Source organism: Marivita sp. (genome assembly GCF_020055635.1).
Classification (GTDB): Bacteria; Pseudomonadota; Alphaproteobacteria; order Rhodobacterales; family Rhodobacteraceae; genus Marivita.
This window is the reverse complement of the sequence record NZ_JAIPUT010000001.1, coordinates 1-15,495: the sequence shown is the minus strand read 5'-3', so window position 1 is coordinate 15,495 and position 15,495 is coordinate 1. Positions and strand designations below refer to the sequence as shown.

General features: G+C 61.9%; 12 protein-coding genes and 1 pseudogene. 9 read left to right on the top strand and 4 right to left on the bottom strand.

Annotated features, from left to right (window positions below):
- Positions 1-50: 50 nt before the first annotated feature.
- The 5 genes from LCF60_RS00065 to LCF60_RS00045 all read left to right on the top strand — a co-directional run bounded on the left by LCF60_RS00065 (position 51) and on the right by LCF60_RS00045 (position 5,459).
- Positions 51-1,499: an FAD-linked oxidase C-terminal domain-containing protein gene (locus LCF60_RS00065; RefSeq protein WP_292288962.1), complete on the top strand. Its 1,449-nt coding sequence runs from the start codon at positions 51-53 to the stop codon at positions 1,497-1,499.
- Positions 1,500-1,555: 56 nt separating this feature from the next.
- Positions 1,556-2,659: an FAD-binding protein gene (locus LCF60_RS00060; RefSeq protein ID WP_292288961.1), complete on the top strand. Its 1,104-nt coding sequence runs from the start codon at positions 1,556-1,558 to the stop codon at positions 2,657-2,659.
- Positions 2,660-2,662: 3 nt separating this feature from the next.
- Positions 2,663-3,976 carry a glycolate oxidase subunit GlcF gene (glcF, locus tag LCF60_RS00055; protein WP_292288960.1) on the top strand — a complete coding sequence of 438 codons (1,314 nt, stop codon included), beginning with the start codon at positions 2,663-2,665 and terminating at the stop codon, positions 3,974-3,976.
- Between the two features lie 70 nt (positions 3,977-4,046).
- Positions 4,047-4,874: a trypsin-like serine protease gene (locus LCF60_RS00050; RefSeq protein WP_292289165.1), complete on the top strand. Its 828-nt coding sequence runs from the start codon at positions 4,047-4,049 to the stop codon at positions 4,872-4,874.
- A gap of 117 nt (positions 4,875-4,991) precedes the next feature.
- Positions 4,992-5,459, top strand: a complete 468-nt coding sequence (locus tag LCF60_RS00045; RefSeq protein ID WP_292288959.1) for an Hsp20 family protein — start codon at positions 4,992-4,994, stop codon at positions 5,457-5,459.
- Between the two features lie 95 nt (positions 5,460-5,554).
- Here LCF60_RS00045 and LCF60_RS00040 read toward each other — a convergent pair whose 3' ends face one another.
- Both LCF60_RS00040 and LCF60_RS00035 read right to left on the bottom strand, forming a co-directional pair.
- Complete coding sequence (locus LCF60_RS00040; protein ID WP_292288958.1) at positions 5,555-7,723, bottom strand: esterase-like activity of phytase family protein; 2,169 nt, start codon at positions 7,721-7,723, stop codon at positions 5,555-5,557.
- A gap of 141 nt (positions 7,724-7,864) precedes the next feature.
- A complete protein-coding gene (locus tag LCF60_RS00035; protein ID WP_292288957.1) occupies positions 7,865-9,340 on the bottom strand; it encodes an NAD-dependent succinate-semialdehyde dehydrogenase in 1,476 nt (491 codons plus the stop codon).
- Positions 9,341-9,421: 81 nt separating this feature from the next.
- Between LCF60_RS00035 and LCF60_RS00030 the strand changes: the two genes are divergently transcribed.
- The 3 genes from LCF60_RS00030 (at position 9,422) to LCF60_RS00020 (ending at position 11,765) form a co-directional block, all read left to right on the top strand.
- Positions 9,422-10,216 (top strand): alpha/beta hydrolase, encoded by a 795-nt coding sequence (locus LCF60_RS00030; protein WP_292288956.1) that lies wholly within the window; start codon positions 9,422-9,424, stop codon positions 10,214-10,216.
- Positions 10,217-10,259: 43 nt separating this feature from the next.
- Positions 10,260-11,510, top strand: coding sequence for a sarcosine oxidase subunit beta family protein (locus LCF60_RS00025; protein ID WP_292288955.1), 1,251 nt, complete (start codon positions 10,260-10,262; stop codon positions 11,508-11,510).
- A 102-nt stretch (positions 11,511-11,612) separates the two neighbouring features.
- The gene (locus LCF60_RS00020; RefSeq protein WP_292288954.1) at positions 11,613-11,765 is read left to right on the top strand and encodes a hypothetical protein; all 153 of its coding nucleotides are present in this window, start codon (positions 11,613-11,615) and stop codon (positions 11,763-11,765) included.
- 91 nt (positions 11,766-11,856) lie between these two features.
- On the opposite strand, the gene LCF60_RS00015 is transcribed toward LCF60_RS00020, so the two are convergent.
- Together LCF60_RS00015 and LCF60_RS00010 are read right to left on the bottom strand one after the other, a co-directional pair.
- Positions 11,857-13,539: a histidine kinase dimerization/phosphoacceptor domain -containing protein gene (locus LCF60_RS00015; RefSeq protein ID WP_292288953.1), complete on the bottom strand. Its 1,683-nt coding sequence runs from the start codon at positions 13,537-13,539 to the stop codon at positions 11,857-11,859.
- A 543-nt stretch (positions 13,540-14,082) separates the two neighbouring features.
- The gene (locus LCF60_RS00010) at positions 14,083-14,646 is read right to left on the bottom strand and encodes a hypothetical protein (protein ID WP_292288952.1); all 564 of its coding nucleotides are present in this window, start codon (positions 14,644-14,646) and stop codon (positions 14,083-14,085) included.
- Positions 14,647-14,827: 181 nt separating this feature from the next.
- Here LCF60_RS00010 and LCF60_RS00005 point away from each other — a divergent pair.
- Positions 14,828-15,495 (top strand): annotated as a pseudogene (locus tag LCF60_RS00005) (hypothetical protein); the annotation flags it as partial.

Here is a 15,495-nt window from a genome sequence, read left to right as displayed (position 1 = left end):
CAAACCGGTCGGATTGGTTATATATTCTTACCAATTCGGAGGAATTGCCAATGCAGATGCCCCAACCTGACGCCAGCGTCCTGTCCCGAAAGGCCCAGATCGTCGATCGCCTGCGCAGCGTTCTGCCGCGCGACGCGGTGATCTCGGACGAGATGGAGACGCGCGCCTATGAATGCGATGCGCTGACCGCCTACAAGTGCGCGCCGCTTGCGGTGGTCCTGCCGGCGTCCACCGAAGAGGTGTCAGCGGTGCTCAAGGTCTGTCACCAGATGGGGGTTCCCGTCGTGCCGCGCGGGTCCGGCACGTCGCTTGCGGGTGGAGCATTGCCGACCGCGGATTGCGTGTTGCTGGGTGTGGCCCGGATGAACGACGTCATCGAGACCGACTACGACAACCGCTTCATTCGCGTGCAGACCGGGCGCACCAACCTGAGCGTGACTGGCGCTGTCGAGGAAGACGGGTTCTTTTATGCCCCCGACCCCTCCAGCCAGCTGGCCTGTGCCATCGCGGGTAATATCGCGATGAATTCGGGTGGCGCACATTGTCTGAAATACGGCGTGACGACCAACAACCTGCTTGGTGTGACCATGGTGCAGATGGATGGAACCGTGATGGAGATCGGCGGGGCGCATCTGGATGCGGGCGGCTATGACCTGCTGGGTCTGATCTGCGGTTCGGAGGGGCAACTGGGCGTCGTGACCGAAGCGACCCTGCGCATCCTGCCGAAACCCGAAGGCGCGCGGCCTGTGCTGATGGGGTTCGATTCCAACGAGGTGGCAGGCGCCTGCGTCGCCGACATCATCAAGGCGGGAGTGTTGCCCGTGGCCATCGAATTCATGGACCGCCCCTGCATCGAGGCGACCGAAGCCTTTGCCAAGGCGGGCTATCCGATGTGCGAGGCGCTGCTGATTGTCGAGGTCGAGGGCAGCCCGGCCGAGATCGACGAACAGCTGGCGCTGATCCTCGAGATCGCGCGGCGGCACAACCCGGTTGAGCTGCGCGAGGCCAAGGACGCGGACGAAGCCGGGCGCATCTGGCTGGGCCGCAAATCGGCTTTCGGCGCGATGGGGCAGATCAATGATTACATGTGCCTTGATGGCACGATCCCGGTTTCGGAACTTCCTTACGTGCTGCGGCGCATCGGTGAGATGTCCGAGGAATACGGGCTGGACGTGGCCAACGTGTTTCATGCCGGGGACGGCAACATGCACCCTCTGATCCTGTTCGATGCGAACAAGGAGGGTGATCTTGAACTTTGTGAGGCGCTTGGCGCGGATATCCTGAGGCTTTGTGTCGAGGTGGGTGGTTGCCTGACCGGCGAACACGGTGTCGGCATCGAAAAGCGCGACCTGATGGTGGATCAGTTCGCGCCTGCCGACCTTGAGGCACAGATGGCGGTGAAGGACGTGTTCGATCCTGCGTGGCTGTTGAACCCGGCCAAGGTGTTTCCGCTGGCGGCGTCCGAGAGCCGTCGCAGCGTGGCGCTTGCTGCGGAGTGAATATTGGGGGGCCAGCCCCCCAAACCCCCCGAGATATTTTTGAACCAGAGAAGATCATGAGACCTGAAACAGAGGCCGAGCTGGCCGAGATGATCGCATCGGCCTCCGGGCCGATATGTGTGCGGGGCGGGGGAACGCGGGGCGTTAACCTTAACGGAGACGTGCTGGAAACTGGCGGGCTTTCGGGAATCACGCTCTATGAGCCGGGCTCGCTGACGCTGGTGGCGCAGGCGGGCACAGCTTTGGCCGAGATCGAAGCGGCTTTGGACGCGGAGGGGCAGCGGCTGGCGTTCGAGCCGATGGATCATCGCGGGCTGATGGGCACGTCCGGGGAGCCGACCATCGGTGGTGTCGTCGCGGCCAATGTCAGCGGACCACGTCGGGTGTCGGTGGGCGCGTGTCGGGATTTCATGCTGGGTGTGCGGTATGTCGATGGCACCGGGAGCGTGGTCAAGAATGGCGGGCGCGTGATGAAGAATGTCACGGGGTACGATCTGGTGAAGTTGATGAGCGGGTCCTGGGGCACGCTGGGCGTTTTGACCGAGGTCAGCCTGAAGGTGCTGCCGAAACCGGAAACGGCGGCGTGCATTTTGATCACTGGCTTGAGCGATGCGGAGGCGGTGCGCGTCATGGCCAAGGCACTTGGGTCGCCGTTCGAAGTGTCCGGCGCGGCGCATGGGCCTTTGGGTCCGGACGGGCAGCCGGTGACGATGCTACGGGTCGAGGGGTTTGCCGGGTCCGTCGCGTATCGTGCGGAACGGGTGGCCGGGTTGTTCGGCGACATGGACGTGCGGATCGAGAGTGACCCCGAAGCCGTTGCCGGGGTCTGGGCCAGGGTGCGTGACGGCGCGCCATTTCATGGCGTCGCCGGCGATGTCTGGCGGGTGTCCTGCACGCCGACCCTGTCTGCCGGGCTGGCCGCGAAGATACAGGCGGACGGAGTGCTGTACGACTGGGGTGGTGGGCTGATCTGGGCACGGGTGCGGGAAGGCACGGATGTCAGGGCGCGGCTGGGCACCTTCGACGGTCATGCAACATTGGTTCGGGGCAATGGCCAGCCGAAGTTCCAGCCGGAACCACCGGAAATCGCCGCGCTGTCGCGTGGGTTGCGGCAGAAATTCGATCCGAAAGGCATCCTGAACGCGGGATTGATGGGGTAAACGATGCAGACGACATTCACCGAAGACCAGCTGCGCGATCCCGAAATCAAGCGGTCAAACGAGATCCTGCGCAGCTGTGTGCATTGCGGGTTCTGCACCGCGACCTGTCCGACCTACCAGGTGCTGGGCGACGAGCTGGACAGCCCGCGCGGGCGGATTTACCTGATCAAGGACATGCTCGAGAACGAGCGCAAACCGGACGCCAAAACGGTGACGCATATCGACCGCTGCCTGTCCTGCCTGGCCTGCATGACGACCTGTCCCTCGGGTGTGCATTACATGCATCTGGTCGATCACGCGCGGGCCTATATCGAAGAGCATTACGACCGGCCCTGGCATGACAAGGCGCTGCGCTGGACATTGGCGCGCATCCTGCCCTATCCGACGCGGTTCCGGGTGGCGCTGCTCTTGGCGAAGATCGGCAAGCCCTTTGCGCCGCTGATCCCGGATGCGCGGTTGAAGGCGATGCTGGAGATGGCGCCGAAAAAGATACCGGCGGTGAGCCGCAATGATGATCCGCAAAGCTTTGCGCCCGTTCAGCCGCGCAAGAAGCGCGTGGCGCTGATGACGGGTTGCGCGCAGAAGGCGCTGAACACCGATATCAACGACGCGACGATCCGTTTGCTGACGCGGCTGGGCTGCGAAGTTGTGGTCGCGAAGGGCGCGGGCTGTTGCGGGGCGCTGACGCATCACATGGGCAAGGTGGACGAAAGCCACGGATCGGCGGCGGCCAACATCACGGCCTGGGCGCGCGAGATGGATGGCGACGGGCTTGATGCGATTGTCATCAACACCAGCGGGTGTGGCACCACCGTCAAGGATTACGGGCACATGTTCCGCAATGATCCGCTGGCCGAGGATGCGGCGCGGGTGTCGGCGATTGCCAGGGACGTGAGCGAAGTGCTGGTCGATCTCGTGGACGAGGCGGCGGTGGCGCAGGCGCGTGAACAGCATGGCGGGATGAAAGTGGCCTATCACGCGGCCTGCAGCCTGCAGCACGGACAGCAGATCAAGACGCACCCCAAGAGCCTGCTCAAGGCGGCGGGGTTCGAGGTGGTCGAACCGGCAGACAACCATTTGTGCTGCGGGTCGGCAGGCACCTACAACCTCATGCAGCCGGAAATTTCCAAGCAGTTGAAAACGCGCAAGATTCGCACTCTGGAAGCCAAGCAGCCCGAGATCATCGCGGCCGGGAATATCGGTTGCATGATGCAGATCGGGTCCGGTACAGAGATCCCCATCGTCCATACGGTCGAGCTTTTGGACTGGGCGACCGGAGGTCCGAAGCCACCTGCCCTGACATCAGCGAATTCTTGACATCTCAGCCATAGTTTTGCCCGATTGGCCGGCTAACTGTATCCAGACACGGAGGTGAAACGTGCGCCAGATGCTCTGGGGGGCATTTCTGTCTATGCTGCCGGCGATTGCCTCGGCGCAGGGTACCGGGCTGTTCTCGATGGAGAGCCGCCAGGATGGTCGCGCGTGGGAAGCTGTCGGTCGCCTGGAGCTGGCCGGCCGCGCGTTCTGCACCGGTTCCCTGATTTCACCCAAGCTTGTACTGACGGCGGCGCATTGCCTTTACGACGACCAGGGTGCGCTTCTGGCACCCGAGGACATCCAGTTTCTTGCTGGCTGGCGCAATGGACGTGCGGCAGCCTATCGCCGCGTCCGGCGGGCCGTGGTCTACCCGGATTACGATTTCAACGAGGCGCCGAGCCCGGACCGGGTCTATAACGACATTGCCCTGATCGAGCTGCAACACCCGGTGCGCAACACGACCATCATTCCGTTCGTCACCCAGCACCGTCCCCCCGCGGGAGAAAGCGTTTCGGTCGTGTCCTACGCGCATAACCGGTCCGAGGCTCCGTCGATGCAGGACACCTGCGAGATCATGTCCACTCAGAACAATCTTCTGGTCATGTCCTGTTCGGTTGACTTCGGCAGTTCCGGGTCGCCGGTCTTTGCCTTCGGGTCGGACGGGCCAAGGATCGTTTCGGTGGTGTCATCCAAGGCGATGAGCGGCGACCTCCCGGTTTCGCTTGGCGCGCCGCTTGAGGGGCAGATCGACGCCATCCGGGCCCTGATGGACGACGGGGCGGGTTATGACGAAGGGTCGGCCTTCCGTCCCTTCCGCGCCGAGGGCGATGCCCGCAAGGACACTGGGGCGAAATTCGTGCGCCCGATCGAGGCGGATCTCGACCCCTTGAAACCCTGAGCAGACTTTCCCAGATATCACGCGTCGGGATGCCCAACCGGGGCCCGACGCGTTCAACCGGGCCTGTCCAAACTGGAAGGCCTGTCACATCTGGTATCGCTCAATGGAGGATGACCTATGCGAGGATACGATTTCGCACCGCTTTACCGCGCAACCGTCGGCTTTGACCAAATCGCCGATCTCATGGACCGGGTTCTGACCAACGACGTGTCGCAATCCACCTACCCGCCGTACAACATCGAAAAGACAGCCGATGATGCCTATCGCATCTCGATCGCCGTTGCCGGGTTTTCGGAGAATGACCTGACCGTCGAGGTCAAGGACGGCGCGCTGCATGTCTCGGCGAACAAGGTCGACGAGGACGAAGACCGCACCTACCTGCATCGTGGCATTGCAACCCGCGCGTTCCAGCGCCGGTTCCACCTTGCCGATCACGTCCGCGTCGTCGGCGCGAGCCATGAAAACGGCATGCTGCATATCGACCTGCAACGCGAGATCCCCGAGGCGCTGAAACCGCGCCGGATCGCGATTGCAAAGGCGGATGCGGTCGAGAAGGACGTGGTCGACGCGAAAGCGGTGAACTGACCCCGACCGGGTCAGAACGGTGAAAGGCGCGGGTCATCCCGCGCCTTTTTTTTGCGTACCGCCCCGAGCACATGAGCCATTGGGGCGGCTGAGGATCAGAGAGCGCCTTCGATGGAGAACAGCATCGTTTCACCGGAGTGATCGTCCACGCCGTCATTGTCCGTGGATACCCACATCGTGCCGTCTTCGGTGATGGCAAGGCCTTCGACCTTGTCCAGCACGTAGCCGCCGGTCGATGTCAGGTAAGGCAGAAGATCGACGACCTCTTCCTTTTCGACGACTTGCAATTCGCCGCCCAGCGCCGATGGCGCCATGTCGGCCAGGGCAACGCGGTATATCTTCTTGGTCACGGCTGCGTCGCCGATCTGGTTGTCGCGTTCGATGATGTAGACATGATCGCCATGCGCCGTGATTTCGGAAAGCCCGACCCAGCCGGTCGCGGGTTCGGCCTTTTGGTAATGCACTGCACCCCATTCCTCGGACTCGAGATTGTAGGCCAGAAGCTTGACATGGTTCGCCGGATCATCGTCGAATTCGCGCTGGAGGGCGATCCAGAGCGTGTTGCCGACAAGGGTGATCCCCTCCGAGGCCCAGCGGCGCTCGACCGCCATGATCTCTTTCGGGAACGGAATGACCTTGGCAATCTCGCCATCCGCCTGGATGTGGTAGATCGCGTGCGGGTTGCCCCGGTCCATGCGACCTTCGGAAACGGCGTAGAAATTGCCCGCCCCATCAAGCGTGATGCCTTCCATGTCCATCAACTGTGCCGGTCGGCCCGCACGCGTGACCGGGATCGCCTTGACGATCTGCGCGGGGGTCTGGCTTGGGTCGATGTGGAAGATGGTCGGCTGGAAAGCGTAGAAGCTGTCATTCACGGCCCAAAGCGTGCCATCGGTGTCGGCCACCATGCCGGAATTCGCGCCCCAGCCGGTCAGCGTGTCCATGCCGGCAGAGGTGACATGCGGATAGGCGGCGGCGGCCTCCTGATATTCGAAGATCATGACATGCGCCCGCGCGGCTCCGTCCTCGATCCCGTCATATTCGTTTGCCGTGGCCAGCAGGTTGCGGGCGGGAATGGCAACGGCGCCTTCGGGTGAAATGCCCGACGGCAGCAGCTGCTTGAGCACCGGGTTCGCCGGATCGGTCATGTCGTAGACACCGACCACCGACGCGCGTTCGGCTAGAAGGAACACGTAAGGTGTGCCGCCGAACGTGGCGAATTCCATGCCTTCAGGTTCCACACCCTTGGCATCGGACCGGCGGTCGGGGTAGTGCCCAATCTGTGCCACGGCATGTTCGAACGACACACCGCTTTCGTATACAACTGTGCCGTCCTTGTTGAACACGGTAAAGCCGCGCGATCCGCCATCCATGTCGCCTTCGTTCGCAGTCACGAAATGGTCGGTGTCAATCCACTGGATGCCATCGGGTTCACGCGGAACGTCGGTCAGTGTTGCGTCGAAAACAAGCGCCGCGCGATCGTCGGTGGCGTCGATACCTTCGAGGTCAACTGTTCCGGCCGAGAAATGGCTGAGCACCTCGCCCGCAGAAGACAGCACGACGATGTGGTTGTTTTCCTGAAGCGTCACGACGATCTCGCCATTGGCGTTGATGTCGACGAATTCGGGTTCGGGATCTTCGGGTGCGATCTCGGCAAGGCCGGTTACGTCCGCACGGATTTGCGCATCGCACTGCATCATGCCATCGGCATCCAGCGGGATGATCGACACGTGGCCGGCCGGCATCTGCGGCACACGGCCATCACCTGCATCTTCGTCACGCTCGTTTTCGATGGCGACGGTCACGAAGGACCCATCGGGTGCAACAGCGGTCGAGTCGGGCTGGCCACCCAGATCGCAGCGCCCGGCCTCGTCGCCGGTCGTCATGTCGAGATGCATCAGGAAACCCGACGGATCGGTAAAGCTTTCCGAGGTGTTCACACCGACAAAGACCGTGTTGCCCAGAGCGGACACTGCCGTGGGCTCGCCGCCTTCGAGCGTGACATTGCCCTTGGGCTGCGGGTTGGCGGGATCGGTGATGTCGATCATGCCGATCACGCCCAGCGGGCTGTCGGAATAGACCAGCGTCATGCCGTCAGCGCTGGCCGAGATGATCTCCGGGCTGGACACCCGGTTCGTGTCTTCTCCCTCGGCCATGTTCCGGACGACCGGGAAAGACGCGATGCGGTTGAAATTCATCTCTGCCGCGGCGGCAGAGGCGGTGAGAGCTATGGCCGATGTCAGGCACAGCGCACGATATGTCATGGAAATCCCCCTTGGATGGACATCAAGGGAGGTGACGCGCGGGCACGACATCTACATGAAGTATTTGAATCGGTTTTGTGAAAATTGCAGCGGATGAGACCTCAGGCCGGGCCTCATCCGCTGCTGATGACAAGAGGCGCGTCAGATGCTCAGGCAGACATATTTCATCTCGAGGAATTCCTCGATGCCGTGATGGCTGCCTTCGCGGCCCAGACCCGATTGCTTGACTCCGCCGAAGGGCGCCACCTCGGTCGAGATGATGCCGGTGTTCACGCCGACGATGCCGTATTCCAGCGCCTCGGCCACCTTGTAGACGCGGCTCAGGTCCTTGGCGTAGAAATAGCTGGCCAACCCGAAGATCGTGTCATTGGCCAGTTCGATCACATCGTCTTCGGTCTCGAACTTGAAGAGCGGAGCGAGCGGGCCAAAGGTCTCCTCGGTCGAGAATGCCATGTCCCGTGTCGCACCCGTGACGATGGTCGGGCCGAAGAAATTGCCCTCCTTGCGGTGCTCTTCCTCGCCCAGGATCACTTCGGCCCCCTTGGACTTGGCGTCCGCGATATGGTCCTGCACCTTTGTGAGCGCATCCGCGTTGATGAGCGGGCCAAGGTCGGTGCCCTCTTCGAGCCCGTCGCCCACCTTCATTTTCGACACGCGGTCCTTGAGCTTTTGCGCGAACACGTCATAGACGCCCGCCTGCACGTAGATGCGGTTGGCACAGACGCAGGTCTGGCCGTTGTTGCGGAACTTGCACATGATGGCACCATCGACCGCCGCATCGATGTCGGCATCGTCGAACACGATGAAGGGCGCGTTGCCGCCCAGCTCCATCGAGCATTTCATCACCTGGTCGGCGGCCTGGCGCAACAGGATGCGACCCACCTCGGTCGAGCCGGTAAAGGTCAGCTTGCGCACCGCCGGGTTCTCGCACATTTCCTTGCCCACTTCCGACGACGACGAGGACGGCACCACGTTGAACACGCCTGCAGGGATACCGGCACGTTCGGCCAGCACACCCAGGACGATGGCGGATAGCGGGGTTTCAGCCGCCGGTCGCGCGACGAAACTGCACCCGGCCGCCAGCGCCGGACCGGCCTTGCGGGTGATCATCGCATTCGGGAAGTTCCAGGGCGTGATCGACCCGACAACGCCGATGGGCTGTTTCATCACCATGATGCGCTTGTCGCGCTGGTGGCCGGGAATGGTCTCGCCGTAGACGCGCTTGGCCTCTTCCGCGAAGAACTCGATGAAGGACGCGCCGTAGGCGATTTCGCCCTTGGCTTCGGCCAGCGGCTTGCCCTGTTCGGCGGTCAGGATGGTGCCCAGATCGTCCTGGTGTTCCATCATCAGGTCGAACCACTTGCGCAGCACCTGGCTGCGTTCCTTGCCGGTCCACCTGGCCCAGTCCTTCTGGGCGGTCTGCGCGGCGGCGATGGCGTCGGCCACCTGCGCGCGGGACAGGTCGGCGACGTCGGCAATGGTGTCGCCGCGGGCCGGGTTGTCGACTGCGAAAGTGCCATCGTCGCCATCAATCCACGCGCCGTTCACATAGGCACGCGTTTCAAGCAACGACGGGTCCTTGAGCAGGCTGGCGAGATTTGTTGTCTGGTCGAGCATGGGTCCCTCCGGTTTTATGCTGACAAAGGTGGATCACTTGATACATGCAATGACAAGTGCTGTTGTTTTTGGAGACGCGATGTGGACTTGAACGAAGCTTACGCAAATGCGCCCTTTATTCCAGACGGGGCCGCCTACCCGGACAGGTGGCGGGCGGACTCGGATGCGTTTCGTCAGAGGATGTCCGTGCTCGGTCGCGCCCGTTTGGGGGTGATGTACGGGCACGGAACGCGCGAGATCGTCGATCTGTTCCAGCCGGACGGTGTGCCCAAGGGTATCTTCGTGTTCGTTCATGGCGGCTATTGGCGACAATTCGACGGATCGCTGTGGTCGCATTTCGCGCAAGGCGCGCTGAAGCAGGGTTGGGTTGTCGCCATGCCGACCTATGACCTGTGCCCCCGGGTCCGGATTTCGGACATCACCCGCCAGGTTGCCACGGCCATTTCCGTCGTCGCGCGGGAGTTTCCGGGACCGATCCACCTCGCGGGGCATTCGGCGGGGGGGCACCTGGTGGCGCGCATGCTTGATCCCTCTGTGCTGGATGACACCGTGCGGACGCGGATCGCGAAAAGCGTGCCGATCTCTCCAGTGGCTGATCTGCGGCCCCTGATGGACACGCTGATGAACCAGGACTTCAAGCTTGAAGAGGCAGAAGCCATTGCCGAAAGCCCGGTGCTCATGGCGCCTCCGTCAACGCCTGTGACCGTCTGGGTCGGGGCCGAGGAACGGCCCGTCTTTCTGGACCAGGCCAGGTGGCTTGCCGATGCCTGGAACTGCGAGCGCGTTGTCGATCCCGGCAAGCATCATTTCGACGTCATCGACGGGCTGCAGGACCCCGACAGCCCGTTGATGCAGGCCATACTGCAAGACGCCTGACGCAGCAGTTTCGCCCGGGCAGAGCCGGACAAAGGATGCCATCATGCGGTATTCAGGATTTCAGATCATCAAGGAGGCGCTGACCGGCCATCGCGGCTGGCGGCCTCAATGGCGCGATCCCGATCCGCAGCCAGAGTATGACTACGTGATCATCGGCGGCGGCGGGCACGGGCTGGCGACCGCCTATTACCTTGCAAGGACCTTTGGGCAAAGCCGCATCGCGGTGCTGGAAAAGGGATGGATCGGCGGCGGCAATGTCGGGCGCAACACGACGATCGTTCGGTCGAACTACATGCTCGACGGCAATCTGCCATTCTACGAATTCTCGCTCAGGCTTTGGGAAGGGCTGGAGCAGGAGCTTAACTACAACGTGATGATGAGCCAGCGCGGTGTCCTCAACCTGATGCATTCCGACACCCAGCGCGACGACTACATCCGGCGCGGCAACGCGATGATCCTGAACGGTGCGGATGCAGAGTTGCTGGATCAGAAACAGGTGCTCGACCGCTATCCGTTTTTGAACGTGAACAACGCGCGATTTCCCGTGATGGGCGGTCTGTTGCAGCCGCGCGCCGGGACCGCGCGGCACGACGCGGTGGCCTGGGGCTATGCGCGGGCGGCGGATGCGCTGGGCGTCGATATCCTCCAGAACTGCGAAGTGACCGGCTTCCGCATCGAGAATGGAAGATGCCGCGGGGTCGACACGTCGCGCGGGTTCATCGGCGCCAAGAAGGTCGGGGCCTGTGTCGCCGGGGCGTCGTCCACCGTCATGGCCAGGGCCGGGATGCGCCTGCCGATCGAAAGCCATGTGCTGCAAGCCTTCGTGACCGAAGGGCTCAAACCGGTACTGCCGGGGGTCATCACCTTTGGCGCAGGACATTTCTATTGCAGCCAGTCGGACAAGGGCGGGCTTGTCTTCGGGGCCAATCTGGACGGGTACAATTCCTACGCCCAGCGCGGGAACCTGCCAACGGTCGAGGACGTGATGGAAGAGGCGATCGCCATGTTCCCGATGCTTTGCCGCGCGCGGCTCTTGCGCAGTTGGGGCGGGGTGATGGACATGTCGATGGACGGCTCTCCGATCATCGACCGCACCGATATCGACGGGCTCTATTTCAACGGTGGCTGGTGTTACGGCGGGTTCAAGGCGACCCCGGCCTCGGGCTTTGCCTATGCGCATCTTCTGGCCACCGACACGCCGCACGAAACCGCCACGGCGTTTCGCCTGAACCGCTTCGAAACGGGCCACATGATCGACGAGAAGGGCGAGGGCAACCAGCCCAACCTGCACTGACCGCATTTCGGCCTTCACAAAGCAGTGTGTCGCCGCACCAGCCCGGCAGAGGTCGGAACCACCTCGGGCCATGGGTGTTGAAGGGGTTGAAAGGAGGTCCCAATGACTGCTGAGTTCTTTGTACCCCTGTTGGCGCTCATCACGATCCTTGCGTTCATCATCTTCGCATTGATGAGCAAGCAGCGCACAGAAAAGAAACGCCACGATCCGAACGCGGAGAAGTCGCGTTTGGCGAAAGACGCACCGAATTCCTGAGATTGCGTCTGCTTGACGTGATCTTGCCTATGGACAGAGCGCGGGCCCGGCTGTGGCGCGCGCTCTTCTTCGTTGTTCCAGGAGCCGCGGATCAATCCGGTGTGAAAGGCTGGTAGTCGAAGGTCAGGATGAAGCCGTGACGGTCGACTTCGTCAATCTCGTCAAGCTGCCCGTCAAGCTGGCTCGCGAATGCCACGATCAGCCGCTTGCCAAGACCGGTGCCCAAGCTCCGCTCGAGTGTCGCGTCGATACTGTTCTCGACCGACAACCGCACGCGGGTGGCGTCGTTCTCGGTCAGCTTCTTCAGCTTGACCTCGAGGTGGAACAGCCCGTCCGACCCTGGACCACCGTATTTGAACGCGTTGGACAGGGCTTCGGTCGCCACCATGGCAAGCGGACCTGTCTGGTCGGGCAGAAGCGTGACCTGATCAAGATCGAGATCGATCTGCACCGGCGTGTGATCGGGCGTTCCGGCGGCGTTGGATTGTGCCACCAGGTCGTTGAGCAAGACGTCGAACCGGATATGGGTCAGCGACGGCTCCTGGTAGAGCGCGCGGTGCACCGAGGCGAGACTTGTCACCCGGTCCTGGAACTTGCGAAGGGCCGCGACCGCCTCGGGGCTGCCGACCTGGCGCACCTGCATGTTGATGATGGAGGAAATGAGCTGCAGGTTGTTCTTCACCCGGTGATGCACCTCCTTGAGCAGCACCTCGCGTTCGAAGACGGCGTTTTCGAGATCGGCCTCGTCGCGCAGAAGTTGGTCCGCCATCGCTTCGAAGGTCCCGTTGATGGTCTGGATCTCGCTCGGGGCGTCCTCGATATTCTCGGACGTCTCCACGCTGCGCTGGGTCGCGAAACCCCGCATCCGTCGGCCGAGATCTCGAACATGACGCAGCACCAGCCGGTTCAACGACGTCACCGCAACGATGATCCCGACCAGCCACATGAGGAACGGAAAGAGAAGCGTGGACACGACAAACCACGGCGCCGTCGGGCGCTGCAACGCGGCGCGCCCCCAGCTGCCAAGGGCGTAGACTTCGCCCGGAAGGATCGGAACGACCGAGATCAGGCGCGTATCGCCGGACACGGTCAACGCCGTGAAGAACGAGTCCCTCTGGTTGACGAAGCCTTGAAGCGCAAGGCCCGCGGGAAGGTAATCCGTGATCGGGCCTTCGGGCGTATGGCTGGACAGGATATCGCCGAACTTGTTGAACGTGACCAGCGCAACATCCGTGTTCTGGGCATCGGTGGTGTCGCTTTGAAGAAGCGGTTCGGCCGATAGGGAAATCGTTACATAGCCTTTCAGCCCGCCCTCCTCTGCGAAGCTTGGATAGGCCACCAGGATCACGGGTTCCTGGCTGGTCGAGCCCCGTTCGCGGAAGGTGATGTAGGGCTGCGGATCGACAAAAAGCGCGTCGACCCTTGGATCCGGTTCAAATTCGAGAACCTGACCGATGTTGTTGCACTGCGACACGGACCCTTCTTCGACAAGGCCCGCGAAAGTCAGGCGCGGGTTTGTCTCGAGGACGCGCTGCATGACTTCCGTGCACTGGTCGGTCGACAGGTCCAGAACGCCGATCGTGTCGGCAAGCGCATTCGCGACACCCATCTGGGAATCCAGCGCCCGCCGTTCCGGCGTGACAAGAGAACTCGTACGGGCATGGATCGACGCCTCGAGATTTTCGTTCGTGATGTGCAGCGCGCGCCAGCTTTGCCCCATCGCCACCAAGCCGATCGGCAGCAGCGCCAGCGAAAGCAGAAATGCGATGCGCACGACAAGACTCTGGCGAAACGCCTTGAAGGTGGTCTCCCTGTCTCTGGAGGGTGTGGTATGGGTATCCGTTCGGGACATCCGACCCTAGGGCGTCCGTCCGCGCACAAGAGGATCGCCACCGCGGCTCCAGAGGGGCGGAATGACGGCGATGGTGGCGTTGGTCCGATGCAACGACATCTCCACGGTTTCCATGTTTACAGATGGCACATCGGAAACCGCCCACGCCTCAAACATGTTCCCGAAAGCCGAATGAGAAACGCATCTGTTGAACTCTTGCCGCATGGTCGCCCGCATCGTTCGTGGAGTGTGTGACATGCCTTAACATGGATGGATCGGCAGGTAGAGTTTCAAATCCGTATGGCGAGACTTTGTTGCTCATATTTTTTTAAAGTGGCGCACGGGAAACCCAGCCGGCCACCCCAGGCGACCGGATTTCACATCAGGGGGCGTACACAGGACGCAGAAAAGGCCGGTCTCGGAAGGGCAGACAGTCCCGCCACCTGACGCGCCGGCAAAGGGGTCTACCAAAGGTTAAACGGTTCCTCAGTTGCCGAAATTCGACAAGCCCTCGAAGTCGATGCGCTCCATCGCTTGCAACAAGAGCGCCTCGTCGTTTCCGTCTATCGTGATCAGGATACGATTGTTGACCAGCGCCATTGCCTGATCGTCATTGAGCGCCACACGCTGTCGGCCGATGCGTTCGACTTTCATGCCCATGGCAGCGGCATTGGCCACCATCGCACCCATGCTGGCGACCATCGCATTGTCGGCCATCATGGTGATGGTGTAACTTTGCGACCTGTCTGGCGACGTGTAGCTGGCATTGGCCCCCATGCCGCCGCCCATCATCGCAAGCCCGGCCTGCATCTCGGTCTCGACCTCGCGGGTCCAGCCCTCTGGCGCTTCGGGCAGGAATTCCCGGAACACCTCGGCGCGCTGGGCCATCAGCTTCTGGCGGGCGAAGTCGAGCTCTTCCAGCGCATAGGCGACATCACCTTCGTTATAGGCGTCGATCGCGGATTGAAGCGTGTCGGTAATTTCGTCCGCCCGTGCAGCAATCGGCTGCGACAGGCCAGCGACAAGCGCCAGAAACATGAATCTGTTCATCTTGAATGCTCCGAATGGTCGTTTCAAATTCAAGGCGCTGCATCGCACCTTCTGCAACTTTAAGCGCGATCTTCGCTTCCCTTTCAACCGGGCTTTTGCAAATGTTTCGGCACAGCCGATTTGTCGGTGTGCGGCATGGCCCCTTATTTTCCGAATGGGCATTTTGATTGGAGGATTTCGAGTGGCAGATTTCGACACGCAAGTGCGCGAGAGCCAGGCGCAGGTGGCCGAGGCACAGGCCAAGATCGCGGAACTGACAGGCCGGATCGAAACCGCTCGGGCCAAGATGAAAACCGGCGACGACATCACCTTCGACATCGAGAACGCCACGCTGGAGGACGTGCATGCCCATACGGATGTGATGAACGCGAATATCGCGGAGCTCATCATGGGGCTGGACGATGTGACGGCCGCGTTTTCCAAGGACTTCGACGAGATGCGGTCGAAGACCGGCTGGGAAAGCTTTGTGGGCATCTTTTCGAAGGGCAAATCGGAATCGATGCGGCAGGAGCGGATGAAGACAGCGTCAATCGACGACAAGCTGCAGGACCTGATCGCCAAGTCCGACGTGATCGTGACGCTGTTGCAGGGGCAGCTGAACCTGCTCAACGAACAGAAGGACAAGGTCGAGGTGAACCTGTCCGAAACGCTGGACGAGCGCGAAGCGACGGTCGGAGAGCTGGAATCCGTGCGGGCCGAGATCCTGACGATGGACCCCAGGATCATCGAGTTGGAAAACAGGATCAGCGTCGAACAGGACGCCGCTGCGCGCACCAAGCTGGAAACCGAACTGGCCGAGTTGAACGCCGCCTACAACGCGATGGTGCAGGACGAGCAGGTCAAGCTGGC

Coding starts and splice junctions, on each gene's coding strand:
- LCF60_RS00050 (WP_292289165.1), top strand. CDS start 4,047: ATGCTCTGGGGGGCATTTCTGTCTATGCTGCCGGCGATTGCCTCGGCG.
- LCF60_RS00035 (WP_292288957.1), bottom strand. CDS start 9,340: ATGCTCGACCAGACAACAAATCTCGCCAGCCTGCTCAAGGACCCGTCG.
- LCF60_RS00045 (WP_292288959.1), top strand. CDS start 4,992: ATGCGAGGATACGATTTCGCACCGCTTTACCGCGCAACCGTCGGCTTT.
- LCF60_RS00010 (WP_292288952.1), bottom strand. CDS start 14,646: ATGAACAGATTCATGTTTCTGGCGCTTGTCGCTGGCCTGTCGCAGCCG.
- LCF60_RS00060 (WP_292288961.1), top strand. CDS start 1,556: ATGAGACCTGAAACAGAGGCCGAGCTGGCCGAGATGATCGCATCGGCC.
- LCF60_RS00025 (WP_292288955.1), top strand. CDS start 10,260: ATGCGGTATTCAGGATTTCAGATCATCAAGGAGGCGCTGACCGGCCAT.
- LCF60_RS00065 (WP_292288962.1), top strand. CDS start 51: ATGCAGATGCCCCAACCTGACGCCAGCGTCCTGTCCCGAAAGGCCCAG.
- LCF60_RS00040 (WP_292288958.1), bottom strand. CDS start 7,723: ATGACATATCGTGCGCTGTGCCTGACATCGGCCATAGCTCTCACCGCC.
- LCF60_RS00020 (WP_292288954.1), top strand. CDS start 11,613: ATGACTGCTGAGTTCTTTGTACCCCTGTTGGCGCTCATCACGATCCTT.
- glcF (WP_292288960.1), top strand. CDS start 2,663: ATGCAGACGACATTCACCGAAGACCAGCTGCGCGATCCCGAAATCAAG.